The sequence below is a fragment of the Pedobacter antarcticus genome (genome assembly GCF_900112985.1).
GTDB lineage: Bacteria > Bacteroidota > Bacteroidia > Sphingobacteriales > Sphingobacteriaceae > Pedobacter > Pedobacter antarcticus.
The window spans coordinates 287,034-300,384 of sequence record NZ_FONS01000003.1 but is presented as its reverse complement, the minus strand read 5'-3'; the positions used below and the strand labels follow the sequence as shown (position 1 = coordinate 300,384).

The 13,351-nt window shown below is 40.2% G+C and carries 16 protein-coding genes; 12 read left to right on the top strand and 4 right to left on the bottom strand.

All coding sequences use genetic code 11. The features are described 5' to 3' along the window. Window positions 1–3 precede the first annotated feature (3 nt). Entirely contained in the window at window positions 4–1,794 is a 1,791-nt protein-coding gene (locus BM192_RS08815) for an ABC transporter ATP-binding protein (RefSeq protein ID WP_037439065.1), read from the bottom strand. A 113-nt stretch (window positions 1,795–1,907) separates the two neighbouring features. Here BM192_RS08815 and BM192_RS08810 point away from each other — a divergent pair, with 113 nt between their 5' ends. From BM192_RS08810 to BM192_RS08775, 9 genes are all read left to right on the top strand, one after another. Beyond that, window positions 1,908–2,996: a Glu/Leu/Phe/Val family dehydrogenase gene (locus BM192_RS08810; protein ID WP_037439158.1), complete on the top strand. Its 1,089-nt coding sequence runs from the start codon at window positions 1,908–1,910 to the stop codon at window positions 2,994–2,996. A 91-nt stretch (window positions 2,997–3,087) separates the two neighbouring features. Continuing rightward, entirely contained in the window at window positions 3,088–3,981 is an 894-nt protein-coding gene (nusB, locus tag BM192_RS08805) for a transcription antitermination factor NusB (RefSeq protein WP_234797531.1), read from the top strand. A gap of 10 nt (window positions 3,982–3,991) precedes the next feature. Beyond that, window positions 3,992–4,474, top strand: a complete 483-nt coding sequence (locus tag BM192_RS08800) for a DUF1573 domain-containing protein (RefSeq protein ID WP_037439156.1) — start codon at window positions 3,992–3,994, stop codon at window positions 4,472–4,474. A 24-nt stretch (window positions 4,475–4,498) separates the two neighbouring features. Continuing rightward, window positions 4,499–4,816, top strand: a complete 318-nt coding sequence (yajC, locus tag BM192_RS08795; protein WP_037439061.1) for a preprotein translocase subunit YajC — start codon at window positions 4,499–4,501, stop codon at window positions 4,814–4,816. Window positions 4,817–4,891: 75 nt separating this feature from the next. After that, window positions 4,892–5,839, top strand: a complete 948-nt coding sequence (locus tag BM192_RS08790; RefSeq protein ID WP_037439059.1) for a YbbR-like domain-containing protein — start codon at window positions 4,892–4,894, stop codon at window positions 5,837–5,839. A 9-nt stretch (window positions 5,840–5,848) separates the two neighbouring features. Further along, window positions 5,849–6,445: a dephospho-CoA kinase gene (gene coaE, locus BM192_RS08785; RefSeq protein ID WP_051759694.1), complete on the top strand. Its 597-nt coding sequence runs from the start codon at window positions 5,849–5,851 to the stop codon at window positions 6,443–6,445. Further along, entirely contained in the window at window positions 6,442–7,383 is a 942-nt protein-coding gene (locus tag BM192_RS08780) for an MBL fold metallo-hydrolase (RefSeq protein WP_037439056.1), read from the top strand. The genes coaE and BM192_RS08780 overlap by 4 nt, the downstream gene beginning before the upstream one ends. Next, the gene (locus tag BM192_RS20925) at window positions 7,383–7,556 is read left to right on the top strand and encodes a C1orf53 family protein (RefSeq protein ID WP_169741366.1); all 174 of its coding nucleotides are present in this window, start codon (window positions 7,383–7,385) and stop codon (window positions 7,554–7,556) included. Before BM192_RS08780 ends, BM192_RS20925 begins: the two co-directional genes overlap by 1 nt. Continuing rightward, complete coding sequence (locus BM192_RS08775) at window positions 7,556–8,008, top strand: MarR family winged helix-turn-helix transcriptional regulator (protein WP_037439050.1); 453 nt, start codon at window positions 7,556–7,558, stop codon at window positions 8,006–8,008. The genes BM192_RS20925 and BM192_RS08775 overlap by 1 nt, the downstream gene beginning before the upstream one ends. On the opposite strand, the gene BM192_RS08770 is transcribed toward BM192_RS08775, so the two are convergent. Genes BM192_RS08770 through BM192_RS08760 form a run of 3 tightly spaced genes read right to left on the bottom strand, consistent with a single transcriptional unit; the run spans window position 8,005 to window position 10,033 of the window. Beyond that, on the bottom strand, window positions 8,005–8,742 hold the full coding sequence (locus tag BM192_RS08770) for a ZIP family metal transporter (RefSeq protein ID WP_037439048.1): 738 nt from the start codon (window positions 8,740–8,742) through the stop codon (window positions 8,005–8,007). The two genes, BM192_RS08775 and BM192_RS08770, sit on opposite strands and share 4 nt — an antisense overlap. Continuing rightward, the gene (locus tag BM192_RS08765) at window positions 8,742–9,305 is read right to left on the bottom strand and encodes a phosphatase PAP2 family protein (protein WP_037439046.1); all 564 of its coding nucleotides are present in this window, start codon (window positions 9,303–9,305) and stop codon (window positions 8,742–8,744) included. Before BM192_RS08765 ends, BM192_RS08770 begins: the two co-directional genes overlap by 1 nt. Beyond that, entirely contained in the window at window positions 9,302–10,033 is a 732-nt protein-coding gene (locus BM192_RS08760; protein ID WP_037439044.1) for a class I SAM-dependent methyltransferase, read from the bottom strand. Before BM192_RS08760 ends, BM192_RS08765 begins: the two co-directional genes overlap by 4 nt. 133 nt (window positions 10,034–10,166) lie before the next feature. Between BM192_RS08760 and glmM the strand changes: the two genes are divergently transcribed. The 3 genes from glmM (at window position 10,167) to BM192_RS08745 (ending at window position 13,320) form a co-directional block, all read left to right on the top strand. Continuing rightward, complete coding sequence (gene glmM, locus BM192_RS08755; RefSeq protein ID WP_037439154.1) at window positions 10,167–11,555, top strand: phosphoglucosamine mutase; 1,389 nt, start codon at window positions 10,167–10,169, stop codon at window positions 11,553–11,555. A 5-nt stretch (window positions 11,556–11,560) separates the two neighbouring features. Next, a complete protein-coding gene (locus BM192_RS08750) occupies window positions 11,561–12,709 on the top strand; it encodes a cysteine desulfurase family protein (RefSeq protein WP_037439042.1) in 1,149 nt (382 codons plus the stop codon). Between the two features lie 77 nt (window positions 12,710–12,786). Beyond that, on the top strand, window positions 12,787–13,320 hold the full coding sequence (locus tag BM192_RS08745) for a GNAT family N-acetyltransferase (protein ID WP_037439041.1): 534 nt from the start codon (window positions 12,787–12,789) through the stop codon (window positions 13,318–13,320). Window positions 13,321–13,351 lie beyond the last annotated feature (31 nt).

The window sequence follows — 13,351 nt, the reverse complement described above, 5'->3', positions numbered from 1 at the left end:
AAATTAAAGTGATTTTTTTTCTTCTTCAAGCAACTGGTTTCTATACATTTCTTCATAGATCCCATTTACTGCAAGTAGCTCTTTGTGTGTTCCTTTTTCGGCTACGCTGCCTTTGTCTAGCACGATTATAAGATCTGCTTTCTGAATTGTAGAGATCCGGTGCGCAATGAGAATACTGGTTTTTTTATGCATTACCCTACCTAGATTTTGCAGTATTTCCTCTTCTGTGCGGGTATCGACCGCGGAAAGACAGTCATCGAAAATAAGCAGCTGAGGAGATTTAATAAGTGCTCTGGCAATGGATACTCTTTGTTTTTGTCCGCCGGAAAGTGTAATTCCCCGCTCTCCAAGCATCGTTTGAAACCCGAGTTCGAAGCCTTTAATATTATGATATACGGCAGCATCTTTCGCAGCCTGTTCAACTTGTTCATCTGTGGTGCTGTCCAGTCCGAATGCGATATTGTTATATATGTGGTCGGAAAAAAGGAAAACTTCCTGCGGTACAAAGCCGATATGGTTACGATAAGGTTGTAACTGAACCGAGGGGAGTGGCTTCTCATCTACGTAAATGGTGCCCTGATCAGTGTCATACATACGCATAATTAAGTTCGCGAGGGTAGACTTCCCTGAGCCTGTTCTCCCGATGATAGCAACAAACTGCCCGGATTTAATTTCGAAATTCAGATCTTTTAACGCAGTGATGCCAGTGTCCGGGTAAGTAAAGCTTACATTTTCAAAGCGGATATTGCCTTTGAAGTTGTCAATAGCCAAATCCCCTGATTGTATGTCGGGCTGCAGTTCCAGAAATTCATTAATCCTTTTCTGAGAAGCAGATGCCCGCTGTATGAGTGTGGTCACCCAGCCAAGCATGGTCACAGGGAAGGTTAACTGAGTTACATAAACAATAAATTCTGCGATGTTTCCGGCAGTGATAGAGCCGTCCAGTACTTGTTCTCCCCCTATATATACGGTTAAGATGGTGCTTAATCCGACGAGTAAAAGCATGGTAGGATAGAAAAGCGCCTGAACTCTAACCAGGCTCATAGAGCTTTCTTTATAGTTTTCACTTTCCTGAGCAAAGATTTTCCGGGTGTAATTTTCTCTTACATAGGACTTGATAACCCGGATTCCTGAAAAGCGTTCCTGCACAAAGCTGGACAGACTGGATAGTTGCTCCTGAATCTGCTCGCTTTTCTGATTGATCTTGGTATTGACCATATATATGATAATAACCAGTGCCGGGAGGGGCAAAAGGCTGAAGGTTGCCAGTTTCGCATTTACAGAATACATGGCGCTGATGATTAGCAGGAACAGCACAATAGTATTGATTGCATACATAATGGCAGGCCCTACATACATTCGGACACGGTTAACGTCTTCTGTAGCACGGTTCATCAGGTCGCCTGTATTGTTACGCCGGTAAAAACCCATACTCAGTTTCTGGTAATGTGCATAGATTTCATTCTTCATGTCGAACTCAATATGTCTGGACATGAGAATAAGGGTTTGGCGCATAAAGAAAAGAAAGAGTCCGCGGAGTAAATAAAGCAGGAGTACAAGCATGCCGAAGTAAAACAGGCTGTAACTGAAAATATCATAAACAAGCTGCTGCCTGTCAAATCCATTGAATAAACCGTAGATCTGGATGTTTTCCGTGATCAGGTTAAAAGCATGACCGATTACCTGGGCTGGGATGACACCAAATATATTCGAAATCACGACAAAAAACACGCCTGGGATGATCCACCATTTGTATTTATAGAAATGTTTGTTAAGAAAACGGAGGTGTTTCATGAGCTGGTAAAGTTAGCCAATTGAGTATGATTTTTGTAAACTGTTTCGTTAAAACAATGTAATTAATGTTTTTTATCGTTAGTTTTGCGGCCTGTCTGATAAACACATTTCTTATGACTGGTAATAGTTCTGCGGTAAACTCAATTTTAGATCAGCTCAGTGCCCTTGGGCATAAAAAGGTTGTTTTTTGTAATGATCCTGACACCGGATTAAAAGCCATTATTGCTATTCATGATACTACACTCGGACCAGCTCTGGGTGGAACCAGGATGTGGAGTTATGCTACAGAGAATGAAGCGTTGCAGGATGTTTTGCGTTTGTCAAGAAGTATGACTTACAAAGCCGCTATTACGGGTTTAAACCTGGGTGGTGGTAAGGCGGTAATCATAGGTGATTCCCGTAAAGGGAAATCTGAAGCCATGATGCGTAGTTACGGCCGTTTTATCCAAAATCTAAATGGTGAATATATCACTGCCGAAGATTTGGGTACAACGACCAAAGACATGGAATACATTCGTATGGAGACCAAACATGTTACCGGGGTTCCTGAATCTATCGGTGGAATGGGCGACCCTTCTCCAACTACTGCTAAAGGCGTTTACCTCGGAATCAAAGCCTGTGTAAAGGAAGTTTTTGGTACCGATATTCTGGCTGGCCGTTCTGTGGTCGTTCAGGGAATCGGTAATGTCGGCGAACAGCTGGTAGAATTGCTCAGAAAAGATAATGTAGAGGTATTTATCAGCGACATTAATGAGGAAAGGCTTGCTGAGGTGGCCAGGAAGTATAAAGCTAAGCCTGTAAGCGCAGACAAAATTTTCGGTCTTGATGCAGATATCTACGCTCCATGTGCTCTGGGTGCTACAGTAAACGAGAGAACTATTCCGAAAATGAAATTTGCAATTATTGCAGGTTCTGCAAACAACCAGCTGGCAGATGAACAGGCAAACGGTCAGTTATTGCTTGAAAAGAATATACTTTTTGCGCCTGATTACCTGATCAATGCAGGTGGATTGATTAATTGTTATTCAGAACTGACAGGTTTTGGAAAGAAAAGAACTATGCAGCTGACTGAAAATATTTACGAGGCAACCAGAAACGTAATACGTTTATCCAAAACAGATAATATCCCAACTATCCTGGCAGCAAACCGGATAGCTGAACAAAGAATAATAGACATCAAAAAAATAAAATCATCATTTTAATAACCGGTATTTATACCAAATCGTTCTTACATTCATGTTAAATAGAAGGCACTTAAGAATCAAAGTCCTGCAAAATATCTTTGCGTGGCAAATGACAGAGAAGAAAGATCTTATTTCTGCAAAGAAAGAGGTCATGCACAGTATTGACCAGGTGTATGAAATGTATGTCAGAATGCTGGCATTACTTTCAGAAATCACGGAATATACAGAAATCGACGCCATCGAAAGATCTCACAAACATTTTCCTACTGCGGATGACCTGAATCCGAATAAGAAATTATTGCACAATAAATTCATCGTGCTCCTGCAGGGAAATCCTGAATTTAAATCTGCTGTAAATAAATACCAGATTAACTGGCATGCAGATCCTGAGTTTATCCGTACAATCTACAATAAACTTAAAACTACGCCTGAATACACGGCCTATCTGAACGATCCCGATGAAAGTCTGGAAGGTTCTAAAGAAATCATCAAATTTATCTTCCGTAAAATTATCCTGAAAAGTCAGAATATTATCCAGGCTTTTGAAGACCGTTTTATAAACTGGTCTGTTGACAAAGAAGTAATGCAGGGAATGGTTGCTAAAACATTAAAGAATTTTGTTTCAGAAGACCCGTTCCAGAATAAGCTTACCCCAATTAGCGGAGACTGGAAAGAAGATAGCAAATTCGTTGAAAATCTATTTGTTTATACTGTCAAAAATAATAAAGAATACCAGGAGCTTATTGCCGAAAGAACCAAAAACTGGGAATCTGAAAGGATAGCCCTCATGGATACAATCTTAATGAAAATGGCTATCTGTGAATTGCTGAATTTCCCTTCCATTCCAGTTAAAGTGACGATTAATGAGTATCTTGATCTATCAAAAGATTACAGTACTCCGAAAAGTAATTCATTTATTAACGGTATCTTGGACAAAATTTTAGGCGACCTGAAACGTACAAACAGTATTAAAAAAATAGGCCGCGGTTTAATAGATGAATAAAATTAATTCCATGAAGAAAATTGTATTAATGGCCATTGCGGCTTTTGCTTTTACAGCTTGTCAACAATCTCAACCGGAAGCTGCACATGATAGTCATGAAGGTCATGATCACGCAGCGCATGCTGAAGCGGCACCTGGACAAACGGTAAATGCAGTGGCTTCACCTGATGCTCCTGTGATGAGTTTTGAACAAGGGTTGCATAATTTCGGCGCTATTCAGCAAGGGGAGTCTGCAACACATGAATTTAAATTCAAAAATACAGGAAAAACTCCTTTGATAATCACGAATGCAACAGCTACTTGTGGCTGTACAGTTCCTGAAAAACCTACTGCACCTATTAAACCAGGTGAAACAGGAGTGATCAAAGTTGTATTTAATAGTGCAGGTAAAATAGGATTACAGGATAAAATCATCACAATCACTTCTAATGCAAACCCGTCAATTTCTGAAGTTCACATGATTGGTGACGTGAAGGAAGTTGGTTCTAAATAATTTATTTTTCAATATAATAATTTTATGACAGCTACAGTAATTTTACAAGCAGGCCAAAGCAGCATGCTGAGCACCCTGGTTCCAATGGTTTTAATCATGGTTGTTTTCTATTTCTTCATGATCAGACCTCAGGTAAAAAAAGCAAAAGATCACAAAAAATTAGTTGCTGACCTGAAAAAAGGTGATAAAATAGTGACCACAGCTGGTATCCACGGCAGAATCGTTGATATGAATGAATTAACATTCTTAATTGAAGTTGAGGGTGGAACTAAAATCCGCTTTGATAAGTCTGCAATCTCGCTTGATGCTACAAAAGCTTCTACAGAGTTGCCAAAAGCTTAATTTAATGCTATTAGTAAAAGCCGCTCCAGTATTGGTGCGGCTTTTTTGTTTTATTAAATTTGATTACTTTCAGCCATGCCATTCATTAAACTGACAAAAATAGAGCGGAAACGTTTCTTGGTGCTGCTTACTTGTGTGCTGCTGGCAATCGCGGGGTGGTTATTCCTTGCCCTCAATAATAAATACGTATACACGGCAAAAACTGTGCTGATGTATAAGAATTTCCCTCAGAAAAAAGCATTTCATCCACTGCAGTCAGATACAGTCGATCTTTTAGTAGAAGGAACCGGCTGGCAATTATTATTTGCCCGGCTGAGGATTAACCCCCAATATATTAGTATCAGCCTGGATAAACTAAATAACAGAAACTACGTTTTGTTCTCGGAACAGCTATATGCAGTTAATAACCAGCTGGAAACCTCCCAGAAAATTATATCTGTAAGACCCGATACCCTCTATTTTGATTTTTCTAAGAGAACCGTTAAAAAGGTGCCTGTAGTTTTGGTTCCTGATCTTAAGTTCTCCAGGCAGTTTGATATTTCAGGACCGATAGAATTTACACCGAATTATGTTACGGTTTCTGGTCCGCAGGAGGAGCTGGAGAAAATAGATTTCTGGAAAACGGATACGCTCCGTCTACAGGATATTCATAGTAACCGGGTTAGCAGGATTGCGGTGAAGCAAAATGTAATGAAAAACATCAGCGTCTTCCCCGGAGTGGTCGAAGTGAGGCTCCCCGTGGATGAGTTTACAGAAAAGACGGTCGAAGTTCCGTTGAAAATATTAAACAATAAGGAATTCTACAATGTGAAACTTTTCCCTAAAAAGGTAAAAGTGACATTTTTAGTTGCCTTGTCAAGCTATCAGCAGGTTAATGAAGATTTTATCGAAGCTGCAGTTGATTTGAATGAATGGAAGGAAAACCACCATGGCCAACTGACGGTGCGGTTGACCAGATTCCCAGAGTACTGCAAAAAGGTTATGCTTACGCCAGGTAAGGTGGATTTTATTATCGAAAAATAGATCATACAAATGAAAATAGGAATAACTGGCGGGATAGGGAGTGGAAAAAGTACAGTTTGCCGTGTTTTTGAAACATTGGGTATCCCTGTTTTTTATGCAGATACTGTCGCCAAACAAATTATGGTTAGTGACGTAGAACTGGTATCTGGCGTAATAAGTACATTCGGCGAAGAGAGTTACCTGGAGAGTGGTGCGCTTAATAATAAACATATCTCAGCAATAGTTTTCCAGGACGAGGCAGAACTAAAAAAACTCAATGCATTAGTACATCCGGCCGTAGCGCGTGCTTTTGACAGCTGGGCCGGGATACAGGATATTTCACTGCCTTACCTGCTTAAAGAGGCAGCACTGCTTTTTGAAAGTGGTTCTTATCGGCAATGCGATCTTAACGTGGTGGTTACCGCTCCGCTGGAATCCAGGTTGTCCTGGGTAGAAAAAAGAGATGGGCTTAGCCGAGCCCAGATTATGGCACGAATGGATAAACAATGGCCTGAAAAGAAGAAACTTGAAATGGCCGACCACATAATACACAACGATGATTCTACATCGGTTATCTTACAGGTGCTCGATCTGCACCAACAATTTATAGCGAAAAATTCTAAATGATATTAAACGATTTTGTGGTTTTAACCACAACCGGGCTGTATTGCAGCTACGGAAAGTTCTACCTTGATCCTAAAGAGATGGTCAGGGATGCCGTGATTTCACATGCACATGGCGATCACGCAGTGAGTGGTAATCAAAATGTATACTGTACCAAACCTACTTCTTTATTTATGTTGCACCGGTATAAAAAATTTGCTGCCGGTGAATTTCATCTGATTGATTTTAATGAATCTTTTACATTGAATGATGTGAAAATTACATTTTTGTCTGCCGGCCATATGCTGGGATCAGCAATGGTGCTGATGGAATATAAAGGGGTATCTTATTTGTATACTGGTGATTATAAGCTGCAACCGGATCCTACTTGCGAACCTATAGTTTTTCCTATGGCAGATGTACTAATTACCGAGACTACTTTTGCAGATCCTGAAGTATTACATCCGGATCCGGAACAGGAGATTCGTAAATTGAGTACAACGACTGGTAATATTATGCTTGGTGCTTATGCCTTAGGTAAAAGCCAGCGTCTGATTCGCATGATTAATGATTTTTGCCCTGAAAAGCGTATTCTGGTACATCATAATATTATTCCTTTTGTCCGGATCTATGAACAGGAAGGATTCAGTCTGGGCAATTATGAGGTCTATGATAGAAAGGTAATGAAGAATAATCAGGAAAACCTGATTTATCTTGTACCTCCTTTAGTCTTCAGAAGCTATATCCGTGCGGTTAATGTGATCAGGGTATTTGCAAGTGGATGGAAGAACCTCCAGCGGAGTAACGGAATGGAACTTTTGATCTCTGATCATGTGGACTGGAACGATATCATCTATACAATCGATCAGATAAAACCGTCAGAAGTCTGGACAATACATGGAAACGGGTCTCAATTGCAGGATTATTATGTAAACAATTTAATTGTTAAATTGCTTAATTAATGACAGAGGGCATTGACTTTTATTTCAATGAAGATGGATTAATGGTGTTTACTGCTGCCTATCACCTGAAAAGGGGATACTGCTGCAAAAACAAATGCCGACATTGCCCCTGGAACTATGGTAAACCTAAACAAGATACACATCCCGACAAGGATGCCAAAATTGACGAGTAATGCAAATTGAAAAAGAGGTCAGATTACCACGCTATGAAAGCGTTTTCCACGAAGCAATGGTTAACGTTGCATTTACCCACAATTGGTGCAGTGAGCAACTTAAAAATGCGGTACAGCCGTTTGAAATTACAGCACAGCAATTTAATGTGCTGAGAATATTACGTGGCCAGTACCCGAGTCCGTCAACCATAAATCTGTTGAGATGTAAAATGCTGGACAAGATGTGTGACGCCTCGAGGATTGTAGAACGTTTACTTCAGAAAGAGTTAGTTGTTAAGCGGCTAAATTCAAAAGATAAGCGCTCTGTTGATATACTGATTAGTAAAAAAGGATTGGATTTACTGGACAGGATGGATGCGGATCTGAATCTGTCGGGAGTATTATCTTCTCATCTTACTGCGGTTGAGGCCGAGCAATTGGTGCAGCTGCTAAAGAAAGCAAAAGGGGGCTAATGCGCGTGGCTATGCCCCTGTCCTGTGGTATAATATCCGATCAATGCAACAGCGATACCTAATAATACCGCTATCATTTTTCTTCTTGTTACTTTATGGTCAACACTGGATTCAAATAAGATAGTGGTGGAGATATGTAGGAAAATACCGATTACAATACCCATCATTTTATTGAAATAGATCTCTATTCCACCGATACGTCCGGTACTTATTCCATTGCTCACCCAGAATCCAAGGGGAGCCATCACAGCAAACACAGCTAAGTAAAACACGATTCCTCCCGGTTTGAATTTATTCTGCATCAGAATACTTGCCAGTGCAAAGGCTGCAGGAATATGATGCAGTGCAATACCAAATATAAGTGCATTATGCTGATCTGCGGCTAAAGGCATTCCCTCCAGAAAAGCATGAAGGCACAAACTGATCATAATTCCGTATGGGAAAACCTGTTCATGGTGATGACTGTGGATATGGCCGTGCTCTACACCTTCAGAAAATTGTTCAAGCAGTACCTGCAGCAAAAAACCGATCAGAATGTAAATACCTATTTGCTGATGGTCAGGGCCGCTGTACGCATCGGGAATCAGATGTAAAACTGTAATGGCAAAAAGATATGCACCACTAAATGAAAGGATCAGTTTTAGCAATTTTGACTTATCACTTCTGACTAGGAAAATAGTTAAGCCCCCTAAAAAGGCACATAAAAATAAAACGAGCAGCTTCCAGGATTCCATTAATATCTTTTGATAACGTATTTATAAATTTGAAACGTCAGCAGGCCTATACTTGTGCCCAGTGCTGCTCCTGCTATGGTGTCTATAGGATAATGCACACCTACATAGATCTGTGCAAAGGAGATAATAAAAGCCCAGGCCAGGCCGATAGGGAGGATAGGCTTCCATTTCGGGTAAAAAACCAGGATCAGGAATATAGCGATTCCAAAATGGTTAGTGGCATGTGCAGAGGGGAAACTAAAACCGCTTCCACAGGGAACCCGGCGGATAATCTCATCTGCAAGGGTAATTTCATTGCAAGGCCTGATACGGGAAATAAAGGGTTTGATCAGCCTGGATGAAATCAGATCTCCGATCGCAAATGTGAGCAGCACACCTCCAACAATATACAATCCCCTTTTTTTATATTCTTTAATGCAGAATATAATGATGAAAAGATACAATGGTGACCAGAAAAACCTGTTTCTGGTTAATGGCAGCAGCCAGTCGAAAAACCCATTGGATAATCCGCGGTGGATGCGCATAAAAAGCTCCACATCGAAGGTATGCAGCTGCTCGATCATATTTTTTTGCAGAGAAGTATCAATCTATCAGATTTAATCTCGTCAAATGGTTCCAGATTATAACTTCCAAAAATCTCTGTTATTTTTAAACCGCTTTTTTCCATCATCCTTTCGAAGTCTGCCAGAAGGAAGGCTTGTACGCGTTCTTCAAAAGCAAAGTTCTTCTGCTTGTGTTCAAAATTAATCTGTTTGATGATTTTTCCGTCGGCAACGAATTTATGAATATCGAATTCTATACCTTCAAGGGTCTTGCTTTCCCGGTGAGTCAGATTGCTTATGATCTTTTTGGTATTGAAATAATCCAGTACCAAGGTACCGTCTTCTTTTATGCTTTTACGGAACGATTTCAGGGCATTAACATGGTCTTTTTCGGTATCAAAATATCCGAAGCTGGTAAATAAATTCAGCGCAATGTCATAATAATTGATGTAACTCAGTTTACGCATGTCATGCACATAAAAATGCAGGTGCTTTTGTTCAAACTGCCGGGCGTAACGGATACTTTGTTCAGAGAGATCAATTCCCGTCACATCAAACCCTTTTTTGTTCAGGTATACAGCATGTCTTCCTCTTCCGCAAGCGATGTCTAGTATCCTGGCGTGTAGAGCAGGCTTTAAATGGGCTGTTAAATTGTCTATCAGATACTCGGCCTCGGCATCATTCCGCTGACTATAAAGGATATGATAATAAGGGGAGTTAAACCAATATTGAAACCATTTACGCTGCATAAATATTCAGGATTTAAAAATATGGGAGCAAATATAGTGATTTAGATGCAACGAAGTGGATATTCGATCTGATATTGTTTATTTGGGTTCCCTTCTTAATTTTTACTATTTTTGGGAAACAAAAATTATAACATTGACACTGATAAAATCAATCTCTGGAATCAGGGGAACCATTGGCGGATTAGCCGGAAATGGATTAACCCCTGTCGATATCGTAAAATTTACCGCTGCTTATGGCGCGTGGGTAATCAAAAATACCAATATTAAGAAAATAGTCCTGGGCCGCGATGCGCGTATTTCTGGTGAAATGGTCAATCATCTCGTTACTGGAACCTTAATGGGACTAGGAATCGAAGTTATTGATCTTGGTTTGTCGACCACTCCAACTGTGGAAATAGCGGTGCCTATGGAAGGGGCAGGAGGTGGAATCATACTTACTGCGAGTCATAATCCAAAACAATGGAACGCTTTAAAACTCTTGAATGCAAAAGGTGAATTTATCAGCGACGCAGATGGAAAAGAAGTTCTTGACATGGCAGAGCAGTCTGATTTTAACTTTGCTGAAGTAAATAGCTTAGGTAAGGTCATTCAGGACGATTCTTATCTTCAAAAACATATTGATGCTATTCTTGCGTTACCACTGGTAGATGTAGAATTGATCCGTAAAGCAGATTTTAAAGTTGCGATCGACTGTGTGAATTCAACCGGGGGTATATTTATTCCGGCTTTGTTAAAGGCACTAGGAGTAAATACGGTTTACGAACTATACTGTACGCCTGATGGTGAGTTTCCGCACAACCCGGAACCGCTTCCGGAGAACCTGACGGAAATAGCCAAAGTCGTTCAACAGAAAAATGCAAATCTGGGTATTGTTGTAGATCCTGATGTGGATAGATTGTGTTTCGTTTGCGAAGACGGTACAATGTTCGGTGAAGAGTATACACTGGTAGCTGTGGCAGATTATGTGCTGCAGAATACTAAGGGAAATACAGTATCCAACCTTTCTTCAACACGTGCATTGAAAGATGTGACGGTGAAAGCTGGTGGCGAGTATCATGCTGCTGCAGTAGGAGAGGTAAACGTTGTCAATCAGATGAAGGCTGTAAATGCAGTTATCGGCGGAGAAGGCAATGGTGGTATTATATACCCGGAGCTGCACTATGGAAGAGATGCCTTAGTTGGGATCGCTTTATTTCTAACCCATCTGGCGAAAACAGGTTTAACTATATCCAGGCTTAAAAGTACTTATCCTTCTTACCACATATCGAAAAATAAAATTACCCTGACTCCTGAAATGGATATTGATGCTTTATTGCTAAAAGTTCAGGAGAAATATAAAAATCAACCATTGAGTACAATCGATGGGTTGAAAATTGAATTTGAGAATGAGTGGGTACATTTAAGACGCTCGAACACGGAGCCGATTATCAGGATTTACAGTGAAGCTGTCAACGAAACAGTGGCTGAAAATCTGGCTGCCAAAATCATTGCAGATATCAAAGAAATTTTAAAATTGAATTAATTCAAATGAACAGGATCTATTTAGATAATGCCGCAACGACACCTCTTGATAAAGAGGTCATAGCGGAAATGGTTAACGTAATGGAAAACTACTATGGTAATCCATCTTCTATTCATGCTCAGGGCCGCGAGGTCCGTACTTTGATTGAGAAGGCACGTAAGTCTGTTTCCGGTTTGCTTAACGCGGCACCTGCAGAAGTATTTTTTACTTCCGGAGGTACTGAGGCTGACAATACAGCAATCAGATGCGGTATTGCGGCATATGGTCTTAAACACGCCATTACGTCTAAAATTGAACACCATGCTGTTGAGCATACACTGGATGAATTATTAAAGAAGGGCGTTATTGATAAACTTAGTTTTGTAAATATTGACAGCAAAGGGAATATCGATTATGCTCATCTGGAAGAATTGTTAGAGAACAACCCGCGTACTTTCGTTTCGCTAATGCATGCTAACAACGAACTGGGTACTTTAACAGATTTGGAACGCGTAGGTGATATCTGTGAAAAGTATGATGCTATTTTGCATTGCGACACGGTACAGACTATGGGACATTATGTACATGATGCCAAAAAATTAAAGGCTCATTTTATGGTATGTGCTGCGCATAAACTGCATGGACCTAAAGGTGTTGGGTTTATTTATGTTAGCCATAAGGTTAAAATAAACCCTTTGATTTTTGGTGGTGCACAGGAGCGAAATATGCGTGGAGGTACTGAAAACGTATACGGTATTGTCGGGCTTGCTAAAGCTCTGGAGATGGCATATCAAGATATGGGAGCTCATCAGCAGGTTATTCAGGAATTAAAATCTTATATGAAAACACGCCTGGAGGAAGAAGTTCCTGGTATTTCCTTTAATGGGGAGACCGAACCGGAAAAAAGCCTGTATACAGTACTCAATGTTTCATTCCCGGAAATGGAAATGGTAGATATGTTACTATTTAATCTAGACATCAATGGTATTTCGGCATCAGGTGGCAGTGCCTGTTCATCGGGGTCCAATATTGGATCACATGTGCTGACAGGTATTGGTGCAGATCCTAATCGTCCATCCGTTCGTTTCTCGTTTTCAAAATTGAATACGAAAGAAGAAATTGATTTTGTAGTGGAAAAAGTTAAACATATCGTAGAACAGAATATTGCTGTTTAATACGACTCAATTCCATTTATTATAATATTATAACGCTGGTTTTCTCTGAAAGGCCAGCGTTTTTTTATAACCAAAATATGAATCAGATGTATTTTCAATCTGTTGATTCCGCTCAAGATCCAAATCTGGATTATGTTTTTAAGTTGTACACGTCGGCATTCCCAATCAGCGAACGCAGGGACTGGCCGCAATTGCTCAGTATGATCGGTAATAGGCGCGAGATGGATTTAAATCTCATTCTGGAAGGTGACCGGATCATAGGATTTGTTATTCTCTGGCATCTTAGAGGTTGGGATTATATTGAACATTTCGCCATCGATCCGGATCAAAGAGGGAAAAGTTATGGAGAAAAGGTTATGCAGATGCTGTTAAAGGATACGCGTTTGATTTTGGAAGTGGAACCGCCGGAAACGACAGATGCCGTACGCAGAATTCGCTTTTATGAAAAGCTCGGTCTCTATTGCCTGGAAGTACCTTACCAGCAACCTTGTTACCGGGATCCCGAAAGGGAATACAAATTGATATTAATGAGTAATTATCCGCAGGAGAGTGTGGATTTATACCTTTCAGTGATTAAAGAAATCAAAGAAAAAGTATATGGCAGGCAGTAGGTTTTTTTCTTTAATCTGTTTTTTTGACAAA

Coding starts and splice junctions, on each gene's coding strand:
- BM192_RS08775 (WP_037439050.1), top strand. CDS start 7,556: ATGCAAATTGAAAAAGAGGTCAGATTACCACGCTATGAAAGCGTTTTC.
- BM192_RS08745 (WP_037439041.1), top strand. CDS start 12,787: ATGAATCAGATGTATTTTCAATCTGTTGATTCCGCTCAAGATCCAAAT.
- BM192_RS08780 (WP_037439056.1), top strand. CDS start 6,442: ATGATATTAAACGATTTTGTGGTTTTAACCACAACCGGGCTGTATTGC.
- coaE (WP_051759694.1), top strand. CDS start 5,849: ATGAAAATAGGAATAACTGGCGGGATAGGGAGTGGAAAAAGTACAGTT.
- BM192_RS08810 (WP_037439158.1), top strand. CDS start 1,908: ATGACTGGTAATAGTTCTGCGGTAAACTCAATTTTAGATCAGCTCAGT.
- yajC (WP_037439061.1), top strand. CDS start 4,499: ATGACAGCTACAGTAATTTTACAAGCAGGCCAAAGCAGCATGCTGAGC.
- BM192_RS08770 (WP_037439048.1), bottom strand. CDS start 8,742: ATGGAATCCTGGAAGCTGCTCGTTTTATTTTTATGTGCCTTTTTAGGG.
- nusB (WP_234797531.1), top strand. CDS start 3,088: ATGACAGAGAAGAAAGATCTTATTTCTGCAAAGAAAGAGGTCATGCAC.
- BM192_RS08790 (WP_037439059.1), top strand. CDS start 4,892: ATGCCATTCATTAAACTGACAAAAATAGAGCGGAAACGTTTCTTGGTG.
- BM192_RS20925 (WP_169741366.1), top strand. CDS start 7,383: ATGACAGAGGGCATTGACTTTTATTTCAATGAAGATGGATTAATGGTG.
- BM192_RS08815 (WP_037439065.1), bottom strand. CDS start 1,794: ATGAAACACCTCCGTTTTCTTAACAAACATTTCTATAAATACAAATGG.
- BM192_RS08760 (WP_037439044.1), bottom strand. CDS start 10,033: ATGCAGCGTAAATGGTTTCAATATTGGTTTAACTCCCCTTATTATCAT.
- BM192_RS08765 (WP_037439046.1), bottom strand. CDS start 9,305: ATGATCGAGCAGCTGCATACCTTCGATGTGGAGCTTTTTATGCGCATC.
- BM192_RS08750 (WP_037439042.1), top strand. CDS start 11,561: ATGAACAGGATCTATTTAGATAATGCCGCAACGACACCTCTTGATAAA.
- BM192_RS08800 (WP_037439156.1), top strand. CDS start 3,992: ATGAAGAAAATTGTATTAATGGCCATTGCGGCTTTTGCTTTTACAGCT.